This window comes from Methylomicrobium album BG8, from assembly GCF_000214275.2.
In the GTDB taxonomy this organism is placed as follows: domain Bacteria; phylum Pseudomonadota; class Gammaproteobacteria; order Methylococcales; family Methylomonadaceae; genus Methylomicrobium; species Methylomicrobium agile.
This window is the reverse complement of record NZ_CM001475.1, coordinates 1,098,656-1,117,240: the sequence shown is the minus strand read 5'-3', so window position 1 is coordinate 1,117,240 and position 18,585 is coordinate 1,098,656. Positions and strand designations below refer to the sequence as shown.

The window sequence follows — 18,585 nt, the reverse complement described above, 5'->3', positions numbered from 1 at the left end:
ACGATGAAGCGGTTGCCCGACCTACCCGGCTCGATAAAGCCGTTCTACCGATTAAGAGTCCGCCGGTTGGCCGCAGAGCGCGTAGACAGTATATGGCTGGGTGGGGGCGGCCGTTGGTAGTGGCAACAGGCTATTCACAATGCCGGCGACTTGTCCGGTGATTGCTGTATTTTCGAGCGACCCGGTAAGGCCGCCAAGTATTGCGCCGAGAATATCTACAACTCCACTAACCAAGTTACCGGTAACATTAGTATTCAACAAGCCGAACGCTCCCGACCAGCCGGTCGCCTGCCCGCTGCCGTTTAGTAGGGGGGCGTTGATCAGCGGCAACACGTTTGCCAGCACGGGAGTCAATAGGCCACCGCCAACCAGAATTTGCCCCGGATCGCAAGTCGCGTTTATAAGTTGTCCGGCTACCGGGTTCAAGATTTCAGTTGTTTTCACGACAGTGCCAAGCAACTGACCGATGGGGCCTTGCGGACCGATCAGACCTTGCACGCCTTGCGGGCCGATTACGCCTTGCAAACCTTGCGGACCGACCAAACCTTGCAGCCCTTGCGGACCGACCAAACCTTGCAGCCCTTGCGGACCGATCGCGCCTTGCAGCCCTTGCGGACCGATCGCGCCTGCCAGCCCTTGCGGACCGACCAAGCCTTGCAGCCCTTGCGGACCGACCAAGCCTTGCAGCCCTTGCGGACCGATCGCGCCTTCCAAGCCTTGCGGGCCGATCGCGCCTGCCAAGCCTTGCGGACCGATCAAGCCTTGCAGCCCTTGCGGACCGATCGCGCCTGCCAAGCCTTGCGGACCGATCGCGCCTGCCAAGCCTTGCGGACCGATCGCGCCTGCCAAACCTTGCGGACCGATCAAGCCTTGCAGCCCTTGCGGACCGATCGCGCCGGCCGGACCTTGCGGACCCACTGCGCCTTGCGGACCTTGCGGACCTACCGAGCCTGCGCCGCCGCCGGCCGGACCTTGCGGACCCACTGCGCCTTGCGGACCTTGCGGACCTACCGAGCCTGCGCCGCCGCCGGCCGGACCTTGCGGGCCCACTGCGCCTTGCGGACCAGCGGCGCCTTGCGGACCGATGGTTCCCGGCGCTCCCGCCGTTCCTACCGTGGAATAAACGATATTCAAGGTGGCCGCATGTCCGGACGCTTTGCTTTCCTTGCTTTCGAGGCTGAGGCTAAGCGTATCGGTACTGATCAGCGCGAAGGCGATTAATTTGTCGGGCGTATCTTTTTCTATGGCGAGTTTGAGCGCGTCGGTCACGTCAAATTCCAGCCATTGGTTGACCTTGGCGGTATTGACCCCCGGAATTTCGGTGACGATATCGCCGAGAGCGAGATTGGAGCCGGCGTTCAGATTTGTTTCCGAAATATCGTTGAGCGCGTTCTGATCGAGATTGATCGCCTGGATTTGCAACTTGCCGGCCGACTTTCCTTTGACCTTGGTAACGAAGACTCTCAGCGTGGCCCTGGAAACGGAAGCGGTGGCCGGCGTGGATTTTTCCAGATCGAATTCGAGCACGCCTTTGGTGCTGCCGGCCACGATCAGGAGTTGATTCTTTTTGCCGAAATTTTTGGAGACACCGGTTTTGATGTAGGTGTCGCCCACTAGCGTCGGCTCGCCGAGCGCGGTTGGCGAAGCCGCCATCGCGGCGAGCGAAACCATCAGCGCTAACGGTTTAGAGGCGTTATTTTTTAAAGTATATCGGGGGGGGGGAGTGTCATGGCAATTCTCCAGTTATACAAGATATTACGGTAAACTCTAGCCGTTATCGGTATCGAGCGACATTTTCAATACATCGTTTTCAGTTAAACAAAAAATGGAATTCTTTGTTTTCTTGAGAAAATAAATTTAACGAGAGTGTTTTCTGGGGGCTTTGAAATTAATCCTTTTTGATGAAAAATCTATTTAGATTCCGGTGCTCCCGGATTGTGAAATATATTGTATATCCTAATGATTTTAAAATATAAATCATACAAATTGCATTGTTGTCTAACTGAAATGGCATCATGGAAAAAGTTTGATATTCATTACTAAATACACGATAGCCACGGCATTGAACCGGTAACGGATATGGCACGGTTAATTTGGGCTAAATAATAACGCAATAATAACTTAATACATTAAATTAATCTTAAATATATTAATCGTTTCGCTAAATTTGTCTTAAGCGACCATGACATTTTTATTGACAATGAATGAGAAATGTTCTCATTGCTGTTGGATATGAATACTGTTGTATTCGTCATCGAGGCCATATTCTTATACTTATGCAGACCTACACATAAATTCGTCATTCCGGCATACTTCTTAAGTAGCCGCAGAGTCAATGCCGTTAAGCCGGGCAACAGCTTCATCGTTGCCCGACATTCGGGGGCAATCTTGCTTACCAAACTTCAGCATGAGCATGAGAAATCCCCGCAATGTCGGGCACAAAAAGCGTGCCCGACCTACCCGGCTCCAGCGTGGGAAGCATACGGACGACCTATCAATGCCGGGCCGTTTGTTTGTTCACCGGCCTTTCCGGCGCGCTTCTCGCGCTGAATTAATGGTAAAATGCGGCGCTTTGAATTTCTTTAGCGAGGCGCCATGAACGCTCCGGCAGCACTTTACCAATCGGCCTTAACCTCTCTCCCCCTTCGCGCCCGCGGCAAGGTGCGCGATATTTACGACATCGACGACCGGCACATGCTGATCGTGGCGACCGACCGGCTGTCCGCCTTCGATGTGATCCTGCCCGATCCGATTCCGGGCAAAGGGCGCGTGCTGACGCATATCTCGAATTTCTGGTTTGCGAAAATGCGGCACGTGATTCCGAATCATCTGGTCGATATCCCGCTCGAACGGGTCATTCCCGATTCGGACGAACGCGCCCAAGTCGAGGGCCGCTCGATTGTGGCGAGGAAGCTCAAGCCGCTGCCGGTCGAAGCGATCGTGCGCGGTTATCTGATCGGCTCGGGCTGGAAGGACTATCTGAAAACCGGCGCCGTCTGCGGCATCCTTCTGCCCGAAGGGCTGCGGCAGGCCGAGCGGTTGCCGGAGCCGATCTATACGCCTTCGACCAAGGCCGAGGCCGGCGCGCACGACGAAAACGTGACCTTCGCCAGAACGGTCGAACTGATCGGCGAAGATCTGGCCCATCAGGTGCGCGAAACCAGCCTCAAGCTCTATAAGGAAGCCGCCGCCTATGCGCAGGAACGCGGGATCATCATCGCCGACACCAAGTTCGAATTCGGCGCCGACGAACAGGGCGCGCTGTTTTTGATCGACGAGATTCTAACCCCGGATTCCTCCCGCTTCTGGCCGGTCGACCAATACCGGGTCGGCATCAGCCCGCCGAGCTTCGACAAGCAATACGTGCGCGATTACCTGGAAACGCTCGATTGGGACAAGACCGCGCCGGGTCCGTCCCTGCCTGCCGAGGTGGCGGAATACTGCGCGGCCAAGTACCGGGAGGCGGAAATCCGGCTGACGCAATGAAAATCGTTTCTTGGAATGTAAACGGCATCCGCGCGGTGCAGGGCAAGGGGTTCGCCGAGACGCTGGCGCGGCTCGACGCGGACTGCCTGCTGCTGCAGGAAACCAAGGCGCAGGTCGATCAGATCGAGAAAGTAACGGCGGACATCGACGGCTATCACATTTATTCGAACTGCGCCGAGCGCAAGGGTTATTCTGGGGTGTCGCTGATGTCGCGCGCCGAGCCGCTGGCGGTGGTCAAGGATATCGGCATCGCCGAGCACGACCGCGAAGGCCGGGTCATTGCGGCCGAATTCGAGCATTTCCATTTGGTGAACGTGTATGTGCCCAATTCGGGCCAGGAGCTGGTCCGGCTCGATTACCGGAGAACCTGGGACGCCGAATTTCTGACTTATCTGTTGAAGCTGGAGAGCCGGAAGCCGGTCATCGTGTGCGGCGATTTCAACGTCGCGCACCGCGAAATCGATATCGCGCGGCCGAAGGCGAATTACAACAAATCGGCGGGCTATACGCAGGCCGAAATCGACGGATTCAGCCGTTTCCTCGACGCCGGATTCGTCGATACGTTCCGCCATCATCATCCGGATACGGTCGCTTACAGTTGGTGGAGTTTCCGGGCGAATGCCCGCGCCAACAACATCGGGTGGCGGATCGATTACGCGCTGGCCAGCCGGGCGCTGGCCGACAAGGTCAAGCAGGCGTTCATCCTTCCCGAGGTTACCGGCTCGGACCATTGCCCGGTCGGCATCGAGATTGATTTATAACCGATGCCGATGCAGGAAGAACAGATGCGGGCGCACCGGGTTGCGCTCGCGGCGTGCAAAAAATGCCCACTGATGATCGGTCCGGTGGTCAGCGGCAGTCCGGTCTTTTCGCCGATCCTGCTGATCGGCCAGGCGCCCGGCGACAAGGAAGGCGGCTTCGGCAAGCCGTTCGCCTGGACGGCCGGCAAGACGCTATTCAAATGGTTCGAGCGAATCGGACTGGATGAAGAATCCTTCAGAAGCCGCGTCTACATGGCGGCCGTGTGCCGCTGTTTTCCGGGTAAAAATCCGAAAGGCGGCGACCGCGTGCCGAGCACGGAGGAAATCGGCAATTGCGCGGGCTGGCTCCAGGCTGAAATCGAACTGCTCAAGCCGGCGCTGATCCTGCCGGTCGGCAAGCTTGCGATCAGCCAGTTGATGGCGGTCAACAAGCTGAACGAGGTGATCGGCAAACTGCACAAGGTCACTTTTCACGGCCATCCAGCCGAAGCAATCCCGTTGCCGCATCCGTCCGGCGCTTCGACCTGGCACCGGACGGAGCCGGGCATCGGCTTGCTGGAGTCGGCCCTGTCGCTCTTGGAGGCGCATCCGGCCTGGCGGCAGATTCGTGACGCAGAGCGTCAAGGGCCGCATTCCCACGCCGGAGCGTCACCGCCATTAAGTTAAGGGAAAGCTCGTCATTCCGGCAGGATTGCCGGAATCCAGTTGCCAAGGATGGCAAGCTTTAACACATCCCTGTACTCTGGATCCCGGCAATCCCTGCCGGGATGACGGCTTAACTTAAATGGCGATGACGCCGGAGCGTGGGAACGATGAAACCCATGATTTCCATACTCCGGTGAGGGGTGGGTCGTAGGGTACGCTGCGCGTACCTTTCAAATTTTCATCCCAAGACTCTCGTAAAAGGTACGCGCAGCGTACCCTACCGGACCGTAGAAGTGCTACCCTACAGGCCGCTCAAGCATCCGTTTCGGTTTGGCCCCGCTCCGTCTCGGGCGAGGTTTCGGCAGCGTCTTCTTCCGAAGCTTTTGCGGCGGCTTCCTGCTTTTTGTTCCGCGACTCCAGCAATTCGATAAACCAGGCTTGATCCTGCACGCCCGCCATGTCCGGATCGTTCAGAATATCCTGGGTGTCGGGCAGGCTGCCTTTGTCGCGCGCGTTTTCGAGCGCCTTCAGGCAATCCTCGTTCTCGCCGCGCAACGCATGAATGCAGGCGAGATTGTAGGAGGCCGCGCCGGCCTGAATCGAATTGGCGCGTTCGAACTCCCGCTGGGCTTTCTCGTACAGTTCGGAATTTTTCGCCGCACCTTCCAGCCGGGCCATGTCCATGTAGCACACGCCGCCGTCGATCGCGGCCGCCAGATAATTCGGCTCCAGGGTCAGGCAAAAGGCGAATTTCAGGATCGCATCGCGGTAAAGAGCCAACGCTTCGTCACCGGTTTTGGTCTTGGCCTGGTGCAATAGCGCATGGCCCCAGAAATACAGCGCTTCCGCGCGCAGAGGATCGTCGTGCACGATGTCGGCATAGTCTTCGTAGACTTTCTTGAACAGATAATCCGCTTTATTGCCTTCGCTCTTGCGCGCTTCCTTGGTTTGCTTGATCGCGGAATTCAGGCGCGAGCGCTTGGTTAACGAATTCAAAATCGACATCGAATGCCTCCTCGGTAATAGTTGTCAAATTCCGATAGGATAACAACAGGCTTTCGGAAAGATCAAGATAAAATCCCTTCTCTCGTGGGGATTTTACGGCGCAAGCAAGCCTTACCGGCTACCGCCGCGCCGCGGCTTTGGGGCCGCCGGTTTGCCGCCGCGCTTCGGCGTTTTCTTGTGGTGCCGGTAATCCTTTTTGCCGGACGGATTTTTCGGCGCCTTGGAATTCGGACTGTCCGTCACTTTCAAGGATACCGGCGCGTAACCGGTATCGGCGACTCGGGGAATTTCGCGGCCGAGCAGCTTTTCGATCTGGGCGAGCTGATAGGCTTCTTCGGGACAGACCAGCGACACCGCCTCCCCGTTCGCGCCGGCGCGGCCGGTCCTGCCGATCCGGTGGATGTAGTCTTCCGGCACCTGCGGCAGGTCGAAATTGATCACGTGCGGCAGCTCGTCGATGTCGAGCCCGCGCGCGGCAATGTCGGTCGCGACCAGCGCGGCGACCTGCCCGGTCTTGAAATAGTCCAGCGCCCTCGTCCGCGCCCCCTGCGATTTGTCGCCGTGCAGCGCGGCGGTCCGGATGCCGTCCTTGACCAACTGCTTTTCGAGCCGGTCCGCGCCGTGCTTGGTGCGCACGAAAACCAGCACCTGCTTCCAGTTGTTGCTGCCGATCAGGTACGACAACAGCCCGCGCTTGCGCTCCTTGGCAATTCCGTAGCACAGCTCCTTGATGTTGTCCGCGGTGGTATTGTGCGGCGCCACCGAGACTTCGGCCGGCTCGTGCAGCAGCTGTTTGGCGAGTCCCCGGATTTCCTCGGGAAAAGTCGCCGAAAACAGCAGGCTCTGCTTCTGTCTGGGCAAATGTCCGATGATTTTGCGGATGTCGGGCAGGAATCCCATGTCGAGCATCCGGTCGGCCTCGTCGAGCACCAGTATTTCGAGATGCGACAGTTCGATATTTTTTTGCAGCAGATGGTCGAGCAAACGCCCCGGCGTCGCGACGACGATGTCGCAGCCCCGTTGCAGGCTGCGGATCTGGCCGTTGATGCTGACGCCGCCGACCACGACTTCGGCGAACAAAGGCAGATGCTTGCCGTAGGCCCTGACGCTGTCATGCACCTGGGCGGCCAGCTCGCGGGTCGGCGCCAAAATCAGCGCGCGGATCTTGCGCGGTTTTTGCGGCTTGTCGTTCGATTCGGCCAAACGCTGCAGCAGCGGCAGCGTGAAGCTGGCGGTTTTGCCGGTGCCGGTCTGGGCGCCGGCCAGTACGTCCCGGCCGTCGAGAATCAGGGGGATCGTTTGTTGCTGGATCGGGGTCGGAGTGACATAGCCCTGCTCCGCGACCGCTTTCAGGAGCGGCGCGGCAAGGCCCAGTTGTGCGAAAGACATCAAAAAGGCTCGATTGAAATAAAGAAAAGGGAGGCGAACGGCTAACCGCCGGTCATGTTCATGTAGCGCAGGATCACCGGCCGCTCCTGCATGTTGAATTCGTGCCGAAGCGGCTTGATCCGCATCGCATCGATCAGGGCCCGCTTCAGCGCGTCGATATCGCCCGGCTGCGTACGGACCACTTTTTTCAGGTCGACCGAATGCTCGTTGCCGAGGCAGAGCAGCAGGCGGCCCTCGGCGGTCAGGCGGACCCGGTTGCAGGCGCCGCAGAAATTATGGCTGTGCGGCGAAATGAAACCGACGCGGGTATCGGTCCCGGCTATCCGGAAATAGTGCGAAGGACCGCCGGTTTTTTCGGGTGTGGCGAGCAGCATAAAACGCGTTTCCAAATCCTTTTTGATCCGATCGCTCGAATAATAAACCAGCGCACGATCGTGGTGATCGACGACGCCGAGCGGCATTTCCTCGATGAAGCTGATGTCGATTTCGCTGTCGACCGCAAATTGCGCCAGCTCGCAGACTTCCTCGTGATTGCTGCCTTTCAGCACGACCGTGTTGAGCTTGATGCGTTCGAAGCCTTGGGCTTTCGCGGCCGCGATCCCGTTCAACACGGCCCGAAGATTGCCGACGCGGGTAATCGCCTTGAATTTGGCGGGATCGAGCGAATCGAGGCTGATGTTGATGCGCTTGACGCCGGCTTGTTTCAAAGCCGGCGCCATCGATTCGAGCTGCGCGCCGTTGGTGGTGATGACCAGCTCCTTCAGCCCCTGAAGCTTGCCGAGATTTTCCAGCAGATCCAGCGCACCTTTGCGGACCAGCGGCTCGCCGCCGGTAATCCTAATCTTTTTGACGCCGAGTTCGGTAAAGGCCCGGGCGATCGTTTCGATCTCTTCGAGCGTCAGAATCTGCGCTCGCGGCAGGAACGTCATATCCTCGGCCATGCAATAGACGCAGCGAAAGTCGCAGCGGTCGGTAATCGAGATCCGCAAATAATCGATCTTTCTACCGAAACGGTCTATCAGTTGGCCGGCTTGGGGAAGGTTTGACATCGCGTCGCGTAGCTCAAAATGGCCGGGGCCGCGCGCAGCAGCGCCGGCTCGTCGTAATAATCGTCATCGAACCGTACAATTCTACCATAAATCCAACAGGCGGTTTCGCCGCGCCCCGGCAGTTCTCCATTTTCCGGATAAGGGCAAAAGTCCGCCGTCGCCTTGCCGGCACGACAAAGTTTTTCATTCGATTCCCCGCCCATAAGACCGGGGGCCAGAGCCCACGTTCAATGCGCAGCGCCCGCGCATGACCGATCGAAACGGCAAGGATTCAAAACGGCATCAACGCGGATAAGCGACATGGCGCATTTGCCCGAGAATCCATTGCTGCCGCGCGCGGACGTAGGCGGACGGAGAAGCCGCCTTGAAACGGAGCGGATTCGGCAGCGTCGCCGCCAGCAGGGCGGCCTGGGCGCGGCTCAATCTGGCGGACGGAATCCCGAAATAACGCCGGCTGGCCGCCTCGACCCCGAACAGATGGTCGCCGAATTCGGCGATGTTCAGATACACGGTCAGAATGCGCTCTTTGCTCCAGCACGCTTCCAGAAGAAGCGTGAACCAGATTTCAAAGGCTTTGCGGATAAAACTTTTGGACGGACTCAAAAACAGATTCTTCGCGACCTGCTGCGAAATCGTGCTGGCGCCCCGGAGGCGGCGGCCATCGAAATAATTGTCGACCGCCGTTTCAATCTCGCGGAAATCGAAACCTGCATGCTCGAAAAAACGCTGGTCTTCGGATGCGATCACCGCCTGATAAGCCGCAGGCGAGATTTTTTTGGCGCCCACCCAACGGTAATCGATCGGTTTGAACGTCGTCTCGTAGCGGAAGTCCTCGACGTACCGGCTCAGCATGAAAGCCGTCGTCGGCAGCGGCAGCCAGCGGAACAGCAGGCAAAACCCGACCGACGAGGCAATGAAAATGCCGGCGGCCTGCCAGGCGAACCGGTAAAGGATTGGGCGAAGCGGCAGCGGCCGGCGGGCCGTTTTCAAACGGCGTTTTTTTCGGATCAAGGGGAGTAGAGAAAAGGAGGCAGACAAAATGAGAGACGGAAATTTCAGACGCATATGATAAATCCTTTGGCCTCGCTTGAATACCTGCGCATTTCCAAACCGGTATCCGGTTAGGTAATCGTACCAATAGCCAATGGCGGAGCTTTTGCCCACAATAGCTTCATTGCTTCCAAACACCGTAAATCATCGAGGATTGAACTATGACGAACACATGGGTAATTGCCGCAGACCATACACGGGCGCGCGTTTTTCAGACCGAATCGTCTTCCGCGCCGCTGGAGGAGATCGATACGCTGATCCACGAGGAAGGCCGGATGCATGACCGGGACATCACTTCGGACCTGCCCGGCAAGGTCAAAAATCCGGGCGGACTGGGCGGCGGGCATGCCTTCGAGCAGGAAACCGACCCGAAAAAACACGAAGCCGACGTGTTTGCGGCGGGCATCGTGCACTACCTCGAACAGGCGCGTAACGCCAACCGCTTCGACCGGCTGATCGTGGTCGCCGACCCGTCGGTGCTGGGCCTGATCAGGCGGCACATGCCGGGCCCGTTAAATAGCCTCGTCAGCCTGGAACTGGACAAAAACCTGGCGGGCATGACGGCGGCCGAAATCAGAAGCCATCTGCCGGAATATCTGCCGCGGTAAGCGCATCGGTCCGCCGCTCGGACACTGGACAAACGCACCCCGCACCTTAAGCCGCACGGGCATTGAAACGGCCGTGCACCCCTTCCGATCACTGCGGCTCCGCGTACCCTCCTGAGGCGCGGAGCGGCTTCCCGCCTTACTCGGGCTCGGGCAACGCGAGCGGCGCCAGCTCGCTTTCGATACCCAGCACTTCCACGCCGCGCAGCTTCCTCTCCATCGCCGCTGTCCTCGTCGTTTTCAGCCGCTCCAGCGAGTTGGAGGCCGTGGTGATCTGCTTGTACACCGTATCGAGCAGTTCGGAATATTTGCCGAATTCGGTCTTCACCTCGGCCAGCACTTTCCAGACTTCGCTGCTGCGCTGCTGCACCGCCAGGGTCCGGAAACCCATGTGCAGGCTGTTCAGCAACGCCGACAAGGTGGTCGGCCCGGTGATCGTGACCCGGTAAGTGCGCTGCAGCTTCTCGAACAGTTCGGGGGAACGCAGGACTTCCGCGTACAGGCTTTCGACCGGCAGAAACATGATCGCGAAATCGGTCGTATGCGGCGGGTCCAGGTATTTGCCGGCGATGTCCTTCGCGAAGCTTTCGATCGCTTTCAGCAGTTGTTTTTGCGCCTGATCCACCAAGGCCGGATTGCCTTCGTCGAGCGCGCCGAGCAGCGATTGGTAGCTTTCGAGCGGAAATTTCGAGTCGATCGGCAGCCAGACAACCTTGTCGTCGGCTTTGCCCGGCAGTTTGACCGCATATTCGACGTTCGCCTGGCTGCCCTTCCGGGTCGCCACATTCACGCCGTATTGATCGGGCGACAGGATTTGCTCCAGGATGTTGCCGAGCTGGTATTCGCCGAGAATGCCGCGGGTTTTGACGTTGGACAGCACCCTCTTCAAATCGCCGACCCCGACCGCCAGATTCTGCATCTCGCCGAGTCCCTTGTGCACCTGATCCAGCCGGTCGCTGACCAGCTTGAACGACTCGCCGAGGCGCTGCTCCAGCGTATTGTGCAGTTTCTCGTCGACGGTCCGGCGCATCTCGTTCAACTGCCGGGTGTTGTCTTCCCGTATCAAATGCAGATATTTTTCGATCGATTCGCGAATTTCGTTGATGCCGGCCTTCGCCAGTTGATTCGCCTCCTGCTGCTGCCGGTTCAAATCGCCGAAGCGGAGCCGGAGCTGTTCGTTGAACTCCCTGATGCCTTCGGCGAATTTGCCTTCGAACGAACCGAGGCCGGCGGCCAGTTCCTGGCGGTTTTCCTTCGCATCGGCCTCGATGCCTTCCTGAAACTGCTTCAGCGTCTCGGCGGTTTTGTCCCGGAAATCGTCCTGTTTCCGGTTCAGCGACTCGCCGGTCGCCTGAAACGACCGGTTCACGCTCTCCTTGAGTTCGCTGGCGTTATGGATCAGTTTTTCGGACATGCCGGCCAATCCGCTCTTGAACGCTTCCATCTGCGCATTGTGGAGATGGTGGTTTTCGGCGACCCGATTGAGCAGCGTATCCTGCAGGCTTTTGAAAGCCTCCTGCAACTCACGCCGATTTTCCGCGCTAACCTCGCGAAGCTCCCTCCGGGACTCGGTAAAACCTTGCTGCACAGCGGCTTCCTGAACCTTCAACGTCAGCAGCAGCTCCTGCAGGCTGCCGTCCGGCGCAGCAGCCTTCAATAAAACCTGTAAGCGCCTGAGCGCGATCCATTGCAAAACCGCAATCGATACCAGCAACAGCCCGGCGACGATGACCGCCGGCATCCAATCAAACCCCATACGCTTCCTCTTTCGTTGATTGCGCCTGATCCTTCGGATCCCGGCTCAGCACCCGTTCAGGGATTTTTCACCCGAGGCACCAACTATAACTCGACGCGAATGCCGAGCTCAATGACCCGGTCGACCGGAATTTTGAAAAACTCGATCGGGCTCGAAGCGTTACGAAACAAAAACAGAAACAAGCCCCGCCGCCATTTCGGCATCGGGCTGCGGGCCCGAAACGAAACGCGCTCGCTGCCGATGAAAAACGAAGTCTTCTTGGGATCGAAAACCAGTCCTTCGCGCATCAACAAATCCAGCGCCCGGCGCACATCCGCGTTCTGCTTGAATCCGTAATAGAGCTTGACGCGATAGAATTCGCGCTCCTGACCGAACTTGCGGATTTTGACCCGGTGTGCTTCATCCACAAACGGTTCATCCTTCGTGGCGATCGTCAGTACGATAATCTGCTCGTGCAGCACATGGTTATGTTCGAGGTTGTGCAGCAGTACGGGAGGTACCCCATGCAGCGTTCTGGCCAGATAGATCGCGGTCCCCTCGACCGTCGCCAGATTCTCCCTGATGTCCTGTTCCAGCTCTTCAAACAATACGTGCCGTTCTTCCATGTGCTCGTGCAGCAGCGCGCGTCCCTTGATCCAGGTCGTGATGATCAGAAACAGCACGGTGGCGACCGCGAGCGGCAGCCAGCCGCCGGTCGGGATTTTCAGGGTGTTGGATGAGAAGAACAGGAAATCGATGATCAGAAATGCCGACAAAAATACGATGCTGGTCGCCCGGTTCCATTTCCAGAGCGCCTGGATCACGATATAGGCCAATACCGTATCGACGATCATCGTGCCGGTCACCGCGATACCGTAAGCCGAAGCCAGCGCCGACGACGACTGAAAGCTCAGCACCAGAATGAATACCGAAATCATCAATATCCAGTTCACGGCCGGCACATAGACCTGACCCTTTTCGTCGTCCGAGGTGTGGCGAATGGCCATGCGCGGGCAATAGCCCAACTGGATTGCCTGCCGGGTGACCGAAAAGGCGCCTGAAATGACCGCCTGCGAAGCGATCACGGTCGCCATCGTCGACAAGACCAGCAAGGGATACATCGCCCAGCCCGGCGCGAGCAGATAGAAGGGATTGCGTATCGCATCGGGTTGGGCGAGCAGCAAGGCGCCCTGTCCGAAATAATTCAGCAGCAGCGCCGGAAACACGAAACCGAACCAGGCATAACGGATCGGCTTCAGGCCGAAATGCCCCATGTCCGCATAGAGCGCTTCGGCGCCGGTGATCGCCAGGACGACCGCCCCCATGATCAAAAACCCTTCCCAGCCGGTTTCGATCAGCAAACTCACGGCATAATAAGGATTGACCGCCCGCAACACGCCCGGCTGATGGACCATATTGGCCAGCCCCATCACCGCCAGAGAGCCGAACCAGAAACACATGATCGGCGCGAACATCCTGCCGACCCTGCCGGTCCCTTTGGCTTGAATGACAAACAGCCCGGCGAGCACCGTGATGGCGATCGGCAACACATAGCCGGCCAAGGGAGGCGCCACGACCTGCAGGCCCTCCACGGCGCTGAGCACCGAAATGGCCGGCGTAATGATGCTGTCGCCGTAAAACAACGAAGCGCCGAGCAGCCCGAGCGTGAGAATAAAAGCCATCCTGCGCGGATAATCCCGAGCCCCGTGCAGAGCCAGGGTCATCAGCGCCATAATCCCGCCTTCGCCTTTGTTGTCGGCGCGCATGATGAAGATCGCGTATTTGATCGTAACCACCAGCGTCAAGGACCAGAAGATCAGCGACAGGACGCCAAGCACATGAAATTCGTCGATCGGCATGCCGCTATGAAAAACCTCTTTAAGCGCGTACAAGGGGCTGGTGCCGATATCGCCAAAGACCACGCCGACCGCGCCGAGCGCTAGCCCTGCCAGTTGTGTGTGAGTTTGGTTTTGTGAATTTGCAGACATGACCATTACCTTAAGGGAATGAGTAATGCGGAAGGAAAGGAAGCGAAGCCGATCCGGAATGGAATCGCGAAAAACGACAGGTTGCCGGAAAGGCCGGCAGCCTCATTTTCGGCCGGTCGCCCGGAGCGAGGGGATGGCTCCGGGCGACCGGCCCGGGATTTACATATGATCGAGAATCGCCCGTTTGACCGAGTCGAGTTCCGCTTCGATCGTCAAGGTGCGCGCGGAAGCGCATTGTTTGATCGCGGTATCGGGATCTTTCAGGCCGGTTCCGGTCAGCGTACAGACGATTTTGCTGCCTTCCGGAATCTTGCCGCTGCGGATATCGCGCCAGGCGCCGGCGACCGAGGTTGCGGAAGCCGGCTCACAGAAAATGCCTTCGTATCGCGACAACATCTTCTGCGCTTCGAGAATTTCCTCGTCGGTGAATTTGTCGAACCAGCCGCCGGATTCCTTCTGCGCGGCCCAGGCATAGTCCCAGGACTGCGGATTGCCGATCCGGATTGCGGTCGCAATCGTCTCCGGATGCTCGATCGGATGGCCGGCTAGGAACGGGGCGGCGCCGGCCGCCTGATAACCGCACATGACCGGGCGCTTCGAAGTCACCGCCTTGTGCGTGTCGCTGTCGGCCGAATATTCCTTGTAGCCTTTCCAGTAGGCGGTGATATTGCCCGCGTTGCCGACCGGCAGGCAGTGGTAGTCCGGCGCCTCGCCAAGCGCGTCGATGATCTCGAACGAAGCGGTCTTCTGGCCGTCGATCCGGTACGGATTGATCGAATTGACGATCGTAACCGGCGCCAGCTCTGCCACTTCCTTGACCAGATTCATGCCCTGGTCGAAATTGCCCCGAATCTGGATGATCGTCGCATCGTACATCAAGGTTTGCGCGAGCTTGCCGAGCGCGATTTTGCCTTCCGGAATGATCACGAACGCCTTGATCCCGGCGCGGGCGGCATAGGCGGCCGCCGAAGCCGAAGTGTTGCCGGTCGAGGCGCAGATGATCGCGCGGCTGTCCTCTTCGACCGCCTTGGTGACCGCCATCGTCATGCCGCGGTCCTTGAACGAACCGGTCGGGTTCAGGCCTTCGAACTTGACGTAAATGTCGACCTCCTTGCCCGCCAGGCGCGGAATGTTTTGCAATTGGATCAAGGGAGTGTTGCCTTCGTTCAGGCTGATCACGCGCGTCGAGGCGCTGACCGGCAAACGGTCGCGGTAACGGTCGATCAGACCGGTGTAATGTTTTGCTGTAGACATGGGGTGGTTATCCTAAGGTTTCCAGGCGAATCCGGCAGACCTGGCCGGTCACGGTCGGCAAGGCCTCGATCTTGGCGATCGCGTCGTTCATTTCTTTTTCGAGCGTGACCTGCGTCAGCAGAATGATCGGCACCGCTTTTTCGTTTGCCGGCGGCTCTTTCTGAATGATCGCCTCGATGCTGATCCGGTGGTCGGCCAGGATTTTGGTCACATCGGCCAATACGCCGGGTTTGTCTTCGGCGTTCAGGCGCAGGTAATAGGCGGACTTGAAGCGGTCCGGGGCCAAAATCGGGATGTCCTTGATCGCCTCGGGCTGGAAGGCCAGATGCGGCACCCGGTTTTCCGGATCGCTGGTCAGGGCCCGCGTCACGTCGACCACGTCCGCGACCACCGCCGAGGCGGTCGGATCGGCCCCCGCGCCGGCGCCGTAATACAAAGTCGGGCCGACCGCGTCGCCCTTGACCAGCACCGCGTTCATCACCCCGTTCACGTTCGCGATCAGCCGGCGCTCCGGGATCAGGGTCGGATGCACGCGCAGTTCGATGCCTTCGCCGGTCTTGCGCGCGATGCCCAAATGCTTGATCCGGTAGCCCAGTTTTTCCGCATAATCGACATCGAGCCGGGTAATCTTGGTGATGCCTTCGGTGTAAACTTTTTCGAATTGCAGCGGAATCCCGAATGCGATGGATGCCAGGATCGTCAGCTTGTGCGCCGCATCGATCCCTTCGACATCGAAGGTCGGATCGGCTTCGGCATAGCCCAAAGCCTGCGCTTCGGCCAATACGTCCGCAAAATCGCGGCCTTTCTCGCGCATTTCGGTCAGGATGAAATTGCCGGTGCCGTTGATGATGCCGGCCAGCCATTGAATTTGGTTGCCGCTAAGCCCTTCGCGGATCGCCTTGATGATCGGAATCCCGCCGGCGACCGCCGCTTCGAAGGCGACGATCACACCCTTCTCGCTGGCCTTCGCGAAAATCTCGTTACCGTGCAGCGCGATCAGCGACTTGTTCGCGGTGACCACATGCTTGCCGTTCGCGATCGCGGCCAGCACCATATCCTTGACAGGGCCGGCGCCGCCGATCAATTCGAGCACGATGTCGATTTCGGGATCGTTGATCACATCGTAAGGATCGGCCGTGACCGCGATGCCTTCGGTACTGCAAATGCGCGGCTTGCCGAGATCTCGGCTCGACGCGCGGGTTACGATGATTTCGCGCCCGGCCCGGCGGGCAATCTCGGCCGCATTGCGTTTGAGCACATTGACCGTACCGCCGCCGACCGTCCCTAGTCCCAATATTCCGACTTTTACCGGTTTCAAAACACACTCCCGTAGGGTACGCTGCGCGTACCGTTTTATCTGAATTAATTCGCAAAGGTACGCACAGCGTACCCTACAACGCCTCAAAAAGCCGGCTATTATACAACCTTGTCTTTCTTCATCATATGGCGAATGCCGCGCACCGCCTGCCGGGTCCGGTGCTCGTTCTCGATCAGCCCGAAGCGGACATGGTCGTCGCCGTACTGGCCGAAGCCGATGCCGGGCGCGACCGCGACTTTCGCCTCGATCAGCAGCTTTTTCGAAAACTCCAGAGATCCCATTTCCTTGTAAGGTTCGGGGATCGGCGCCCAGACGAACATCGTCGCCTTCGGCTTCTCGACCGGCCAGCCGGCCGCGTTCAGGCCTTCGCAGAGCACGTCCCGCCGCCTTTGGTACATGGCGGCGATTTCGTGCACGCAGTCCTGCGGCCCTTCGAGCGCGCTGATCGCGGCGATCTGGATCGGCGTGAAGGTGCCGTAGTCGAGATAGGACTTGATCCGTGCCAGCGCGCCGACCAGTTTTTTGTTCCCGCACATGAAGCCGACACGCCAGCCCGGCATGTTGTAGCTTTTCGACAGCGAGAAAAATTCGACCGCGATGTCTTTCGCGCCCTCGACCTGCAGGATCGAAGGGGCCTTGTAGCCGTCGAAGACGATGTCGATATAGGCGATGTCGTGCACGACCCAGATCTTGTGCTCTTTCGCCAGCGCGATGATCTTCTCGAAAAAGTCCAGCTCGACGCACTGGCTGGTCGGATTGCCCGGAAAATTCAAAATCAGCATTTTCGGCTTCGGCCACGACTCGACGATCGCGCGCTGCAGTTCCTCGATGAAGTCGACACCCGGAATCAACGGCACGTGGCGAAGGTCTGCGCCCGCAATCACGACCCCGTAGGGATGGATCGGATAGGCCGGATTCGGCACCAGCACCACGTCGCCCGGCCCGAGCGTCGCCAACGCCAGATGCGCAAGGCCTTCCTTGGAGCCGATCGTGACGATCGCCTCGGATTCCGGATCCAGATCGACGTCGAAACGGTTCTCGTACCAGGTGCAGATGGCCTTGCGCAGCCGGGGAATGCCTTTCGACATCGAATAACGGTGCGTATCCGGCCGCTTCGCCGCTTCGAGCATCTTGTTCACGATATGCTCCGGCGTCGGCTGGTCCGGATTGCCCATGCCGAAATCGATGATGTCCTCGCCCGCCGCTCGCGCTTTGGCCTTCAGTTCGTTCACGATATTGAAAACATAGGGGGGCAAGCGGCTGATGCGTGGAAATTGGTCCATTTACGTTCTTTCAGATAAACAATTGAGACAAATAAATTTTTCATCCCGCTTCGCGGGTAAATAACGGACGTAGGGCGGATGCCGTCAGGCGATCCGCCTGGTTGCGGCGGAACCGAAGGTCGGCGGAACCGCTGGCGCGTTCCGCCCTACATAGCAATGCTCAAAAACTCTTCGACACGCTGCAAATCTTCGAACGTATCGACGCCGGCGGGCGGCACCTTGTCGACCACCTTGACCGCGATCGCTTCGCCCTGCCATAAAATACGGAGCTGTTCGAGCGATTCGGTTTTCTCCAAATCGGAAGCTTCCCAACCGCAGTACCGGCGCAAAAAGTCGACCGTATAGGCATACATGCCGATATGCCGGTAATAGGGCATTCTGCCGGACAAGAGCTTCCGGCCTTCGGCGAATCCATCCCGATCCCACGGGATCGGCGCGCGGCTGAAATACAGCGCATGGCCGTGCCGGTTCAATACGACCTTGACCGCGTTCGGATTGAAGATCTCCTCGCCGTCGTGGATTTCGGCCGCCAGCGTCGCGATGCCCGCCTGCCGCTGGCCGGCCAACACCGCCGCCGTTTCGCGCAGATACGCTGGATCGATCAACGGCTCGTCGCCCTGCAGGTTCACGATGATCTCGCCGCCTGCCCAGCCCCGCTGCTCGACGACTTCCGCAATCCTCTCGGTGCCGCTTTGATGATCGGCGCGCGTCATTACCGCCTCGATGCCCAATGCACGGACTGCTTGGCATATACGATCGTCGTCGGTCGCGACGACGATCTCGTCCGCCCCGGCCTCGCGGGCGCGTTCGCAGACATGCGCGATCATCGGCCTGCCGGCGATCGGCAGCAAGGGTTTGCCGGGCAGCCGGGTCGAACCATAGCGGGCCGGAATCACGACTTTAAAGCGGACGCTCATTGGAATGCCTCTGCCGGCAGGCCAAAACCCGCTTTTATAGGGGCGCAGCCATAGACCTGCCAAGTTTTAAAAACCTGGCAGGTCTTCGGTTTGGAAATCG

Annotated in this window: 16 protein-coding genes; 4 read left to right on the top strand and 12 right to left on the bottom strand. The window is 58.8% G+C overall.

Annotation, left to right across the window (positions count from 1 at the left end; translation table 11 throughout):
- Window positions 1-51: 51 nt before the first annotated feature.
- Window positions 52-1,671: a CBM96 family carbohydrate-binding protein gene (locus tag METAL_RS19820; RefSeq protein ID WP_005370180.1), complete on the bottom strand. Its 1,620-nt coding sequence runs from the start codon at window positions 1,669-1,671 to the stop codon at window positions 52-54.
- A gap of 924 nt (window positions 1,672-2,595) precedes the next feature.
- Here METAL_RS19820 and METAL_RS04880 point away from each other — a divergent pair.
- The 3 genes from METAL_RS04880 to METAL_RS04870 are packed head-to-tail and all read left to right on the top strand — an operon-like array spanning window position 2,596 to window position 4,913.
- On the top strand, window positions 2,596-3,486 hold the full coding sequence (locus tag METAL_RS04880; protein ID WP_005370178.1) for a phosphoribosylaminoimidazolesuccinocarboxamide synthase: 891 nt from the start codon (window positions 2,596-2,598) through the stop codon (window positions 3,484-3,486).
- Window positions 3,483-4,247 carry an exodeoxyribonuclease III gene (locus tag METAL_RS04875; RefSeq protein ID WP_005370176.1) on the top strand — a complete coding sequence of 255 codons (765 nt, stop codon included), beginning with the start codon at window positions 3,483-3,485 and terminating at the stop codon, window positions 4,245-4,247. Before METAL_RS04880 ends, METAL_RS04875 begins: the two co-directional genes overlap by 4 nt.
- A 24-nt stretch (window positions 4,248-4,271) precedes the next feature.
- Window positions 4,272-4,913 (top strand): uracil-DNA glycosylase family protein, encoded by a 642-nt coding sequence (locus METAL_RS04870; RefSeq protein WP_005370173.1) that lies wholly within the window; start codon window positions 4,272-4,274, stop codon window positions 4,911-4,913.
- Between the two features lie 291 nt (window positions 4,914-5,204).
- On the opposite strand, the gene METAL_RS04865 is transcribed toward METAL_RS04870, so the two are convergent.
- The 5 genes from METAL_RS04865 to mtgA all read right to left on the bottom strand — a co-directional run bounded on the left by METAL_RS04865 (window position 5,205) and on the right by mtgA (window position 9,346).
- The gene (locus METAL_RS04865; protein ID WP_005370170.1) at window positions 5,205-5,897 is read right to left on the bottom strand and encodes a TPR end-of-group domain-containing protein; all 693 of its coding nucleotides are present in this window, start codon (window positions 5,895-5,897) and stop codon (window positions 5,205-5,207) included.
- A gap of 111 nt (window positions 5,898-6,008) precedes the next feature.
- On the bottom strand, window positions 6,009-7,286 hold the full coding sequence (locus tag METAL_RS04860; RefSeq protein ID WP_005370169.1) for a DEAD/DEAH box helicase: 1,278 nt from the start codon (window positions 7,284-7,286) through the stop codon (window positions 6,009-6,011).
- Between the two features lie 41 nt (window positions 7,287-7,327).
- Entirely contained in the window at window positions 7,328-8,335 is a 1,008-nt protein-coding gene (moaA, locus tag METAL_RS04855) for a GTP 3',8-cyclase MoaA (protein ID WP_005370167.1), read from the bottom strand.
- Window positions 8,305-8,538: a hypothetical protein gene (locus METAL_RS04850; protein WP_005370165.1), complete on the bottom strand. Its 234-nt coding sequence runs from the start codon at window positions 8,536-8,538 to the stop codon at window positions 8,305-8,307. Before METAL_RS04850 ends, moaA begins: the two co-directional genes overlap by 31 nt.
- Before the next feature lie 79 nt (window positions 8,539-8,617).
- Complete coding sequence (mtgA, locus tag METAL_RS04845) at window positions 8,618-9,346, bottom strand: monofunctional biosynthetic peptidoglycan transglycosylase (RefSeq protein ID WP_245549469.1); 729 nt, start codon at window positions 9,344-9,346, stop codon at window positions 8,618-8,620.
- Window positions 9,347-9,546: 200 nt separating this feature from the next.
- On the opposite strand from mtgA, the gene METAL_RS04840 reads away from it, so the two are divergent.
- Window positions 9,547-9,993 (top strand): host attachment protein, encoded by a 447-nt coding sequence (locus METAL_RS04840; RefSeq protein ID WP_005370161.1) that lies wholly within the window; start codon window positions 9,547-9,549, stop codon window positions 9,991-9,993.
- 136 nt (window positions 9,994-10,129) lie between these two features.
- Here the strand turns inward: METAL_RS04840 and METAL_RS04835 are convergent, their stop codons facing one another.
- The 6 genes from METAL_RS04835 to kdsB all read right to left on the bottom strand — a co-directional run bounded on the left by METAL_RS04835 (window position 10,130) and on the right by kdsB (window position 18,485).
- Complete coding sequence (locus METAL_RS04835; RefSeq protein WP_005370159.1) at window positions 10,130-11,746, bottom strand: DNA recombination protein RmuC; 1,617 nt, start codon at window positions 11,744-11,746, stop codon at window positions 10,130-10,132.
- Window positions 11,747-11,829: 83 nt separating this feature from the next.
- Window positions 11,830-13,713: a potassium transporter Kup gene (locus METAL_RS04830; RefSeq protein ID WP_005370158.1), complete on the bottom strand. Its 1,884-nt coding sequence runs from the start codon at window positions 13,711-13,713 to the stop codon at window positions 11,830-11,832.
- Window positions 13,714-13,872: 159 nt separating this feature from the next.
- Window positions 13,873-14,967 (bottom strand): threonine synthase, encoded by a 1,095-nt coding sequence (gene thrC / locus METAL_RS04825; protein WP_005370157.1) that lies wholly within the window; start codon window positions 14,965-14,967, stop codon window positions 13,873-13,875.
- Window positions 14,968-14,974: 7 nt separating this feature from the next.
- Window positions 14,975-16,285, bottom strand: a complete 1,311-nt coding sequence (locus METAL_RS04820) for a homoserine dehydrogenase (protein ID WP_005370156.1) — start codon at window positions 16,283-16,285, stop codon at window positions 14,975-14,977.
- A 98-nt stretch (window positions 16,286-16,383) separates the two neighbouring features.
- The gene (gene alaC / locus METAL_RS04815; RefSeq protein ID WP_005370155.1) at window positions 16,384-17,568 is read right to left on the bottom strand and encodes an alanine transaminase; all 1,185 of its coding nucleotides are present in this window, start codon (window positions 17,566-17,568) and stop codon (window positions 16,384-16,386) included.
- A gap of 146 nt (window positions 17,569-17,714) precedes the next feature.
- Entirely contained in the window at window positions 17,715-18,485 is a 771-nt protein-coding gene (gene kdsB, locus METAL_RS04810; protein ID WP_005370154.1) for a 3-deoxy-manno-octulosonate cytidylyltransferase, read from the bottom strand.
- Window positions 18,486-18,585: the final 100 nt, after the last annotated feature.

What these genes read in the sequence shown, in the direction of transcription:
- METAL_RS19820 (WP_005370180.1), bottom strand. Translation starts at nt 1,671, where the DNA reads ATGGTTTCGCTCGCCGCGATGGCGGCTTCGCCAACCGCGCTCGGCGAG.
- METAL_RS04880 (WP_005370178.1), top strand. Translation starts at nt 2,596, where the DNA reads ATGAACGCTCCGGCAGCACTTTACCAATCGGCCTTAACCTCTCTCCCC.
- METAL_RS04875 (WP_005370176.1), top strand. Translation starts at nt 3,483, where the DNA reads ATGAAAATCGTTTCTTGGAATGTAAACGGCATCCGCGCGGTGCAGGGC.
- METAL_RS04870 (WP_005370173.1), top strand. Translation starts at nt 4,272, where the DNA reads ATGCGGGCGCACCGGGTTGCGCTCGCGGCGTGCAAAAAATGCCCACTG.
- METAL_RS04865 (WP_005370170.1), bottom strand. Translation starts at nt 5,897, where the DNA reads ATGTCGATTTTGAATTCGTTAACCAAGCGCTCGCGCCTGAATTCCGCG.
- METAL_RS04860 (WP_005370169.1), bottom strand. Translation starts at nt 7,286, where the DNA reads ATGTCTTTCGCACAACTGGGCCTTGCCGCGCCGCTCCTGAAAGCGGTC.
- moaA (WP_005370167.1), bottom strand. Translation starts at nt 8,335, where the DNA reads ATGTCAAACCTTCCCCAAGCCGGCCAACTGATAGACCGTTTCGGTAGA.
- METAL_RS04850 (WP_005370165.1), bottom strand. Translation starts at nt 8,538, where the DNA reads ATGGGCGGGGAATCGAATGAAAAACTTTGTCGTGCCGGCAAGGCGACG.
- METAL_RS04840 (WP_005370161.1), top strand. Translation starts at nt 9,547, where the DNA reads ATGACGAACACATGGGTAATTGCCGCAGACCATACACGGGCGCGCGTT.
- METAL_RS04835 (WP_005370159.1), bottom strand. Translation starts at nt 11,746, where the DNA reads ATGGGGTTTGATTGGATGCCGGCGGTCATCGTCGCCGGGCTGTTGCTG.
- METAL_RS04830 (WP_005370158.1), bottom strand. Translation starts at nt 13,713, where the DNA reads ATGTCTGCAAATTCACAAAACCAAACTCACACACAACTGGCAGGGCTA.
- thrC (WP_005370157.1), bottom strand. Translation starts at nt 14,967, where the DNA reads ATGTCTACAGCAAAACATTACACCGGTCTGATCGACCGTTACCGCGAC.
- alaC (WP_005370155.1), bottom strand. Translation starts at nt 17,568, where the DNA reads ATGGACCAATTTCCACGCATCAGCCGCTTGCCCCCCTATGTTTTCAAT.
- kdsB (WP_005370154.1), bottom strand. Translation starts at nt 18,485, where the DNA reads ATGAGCGTCCGCTTTAAAGTCGTGATTCCGGCCCGCTATGGTTCGACC.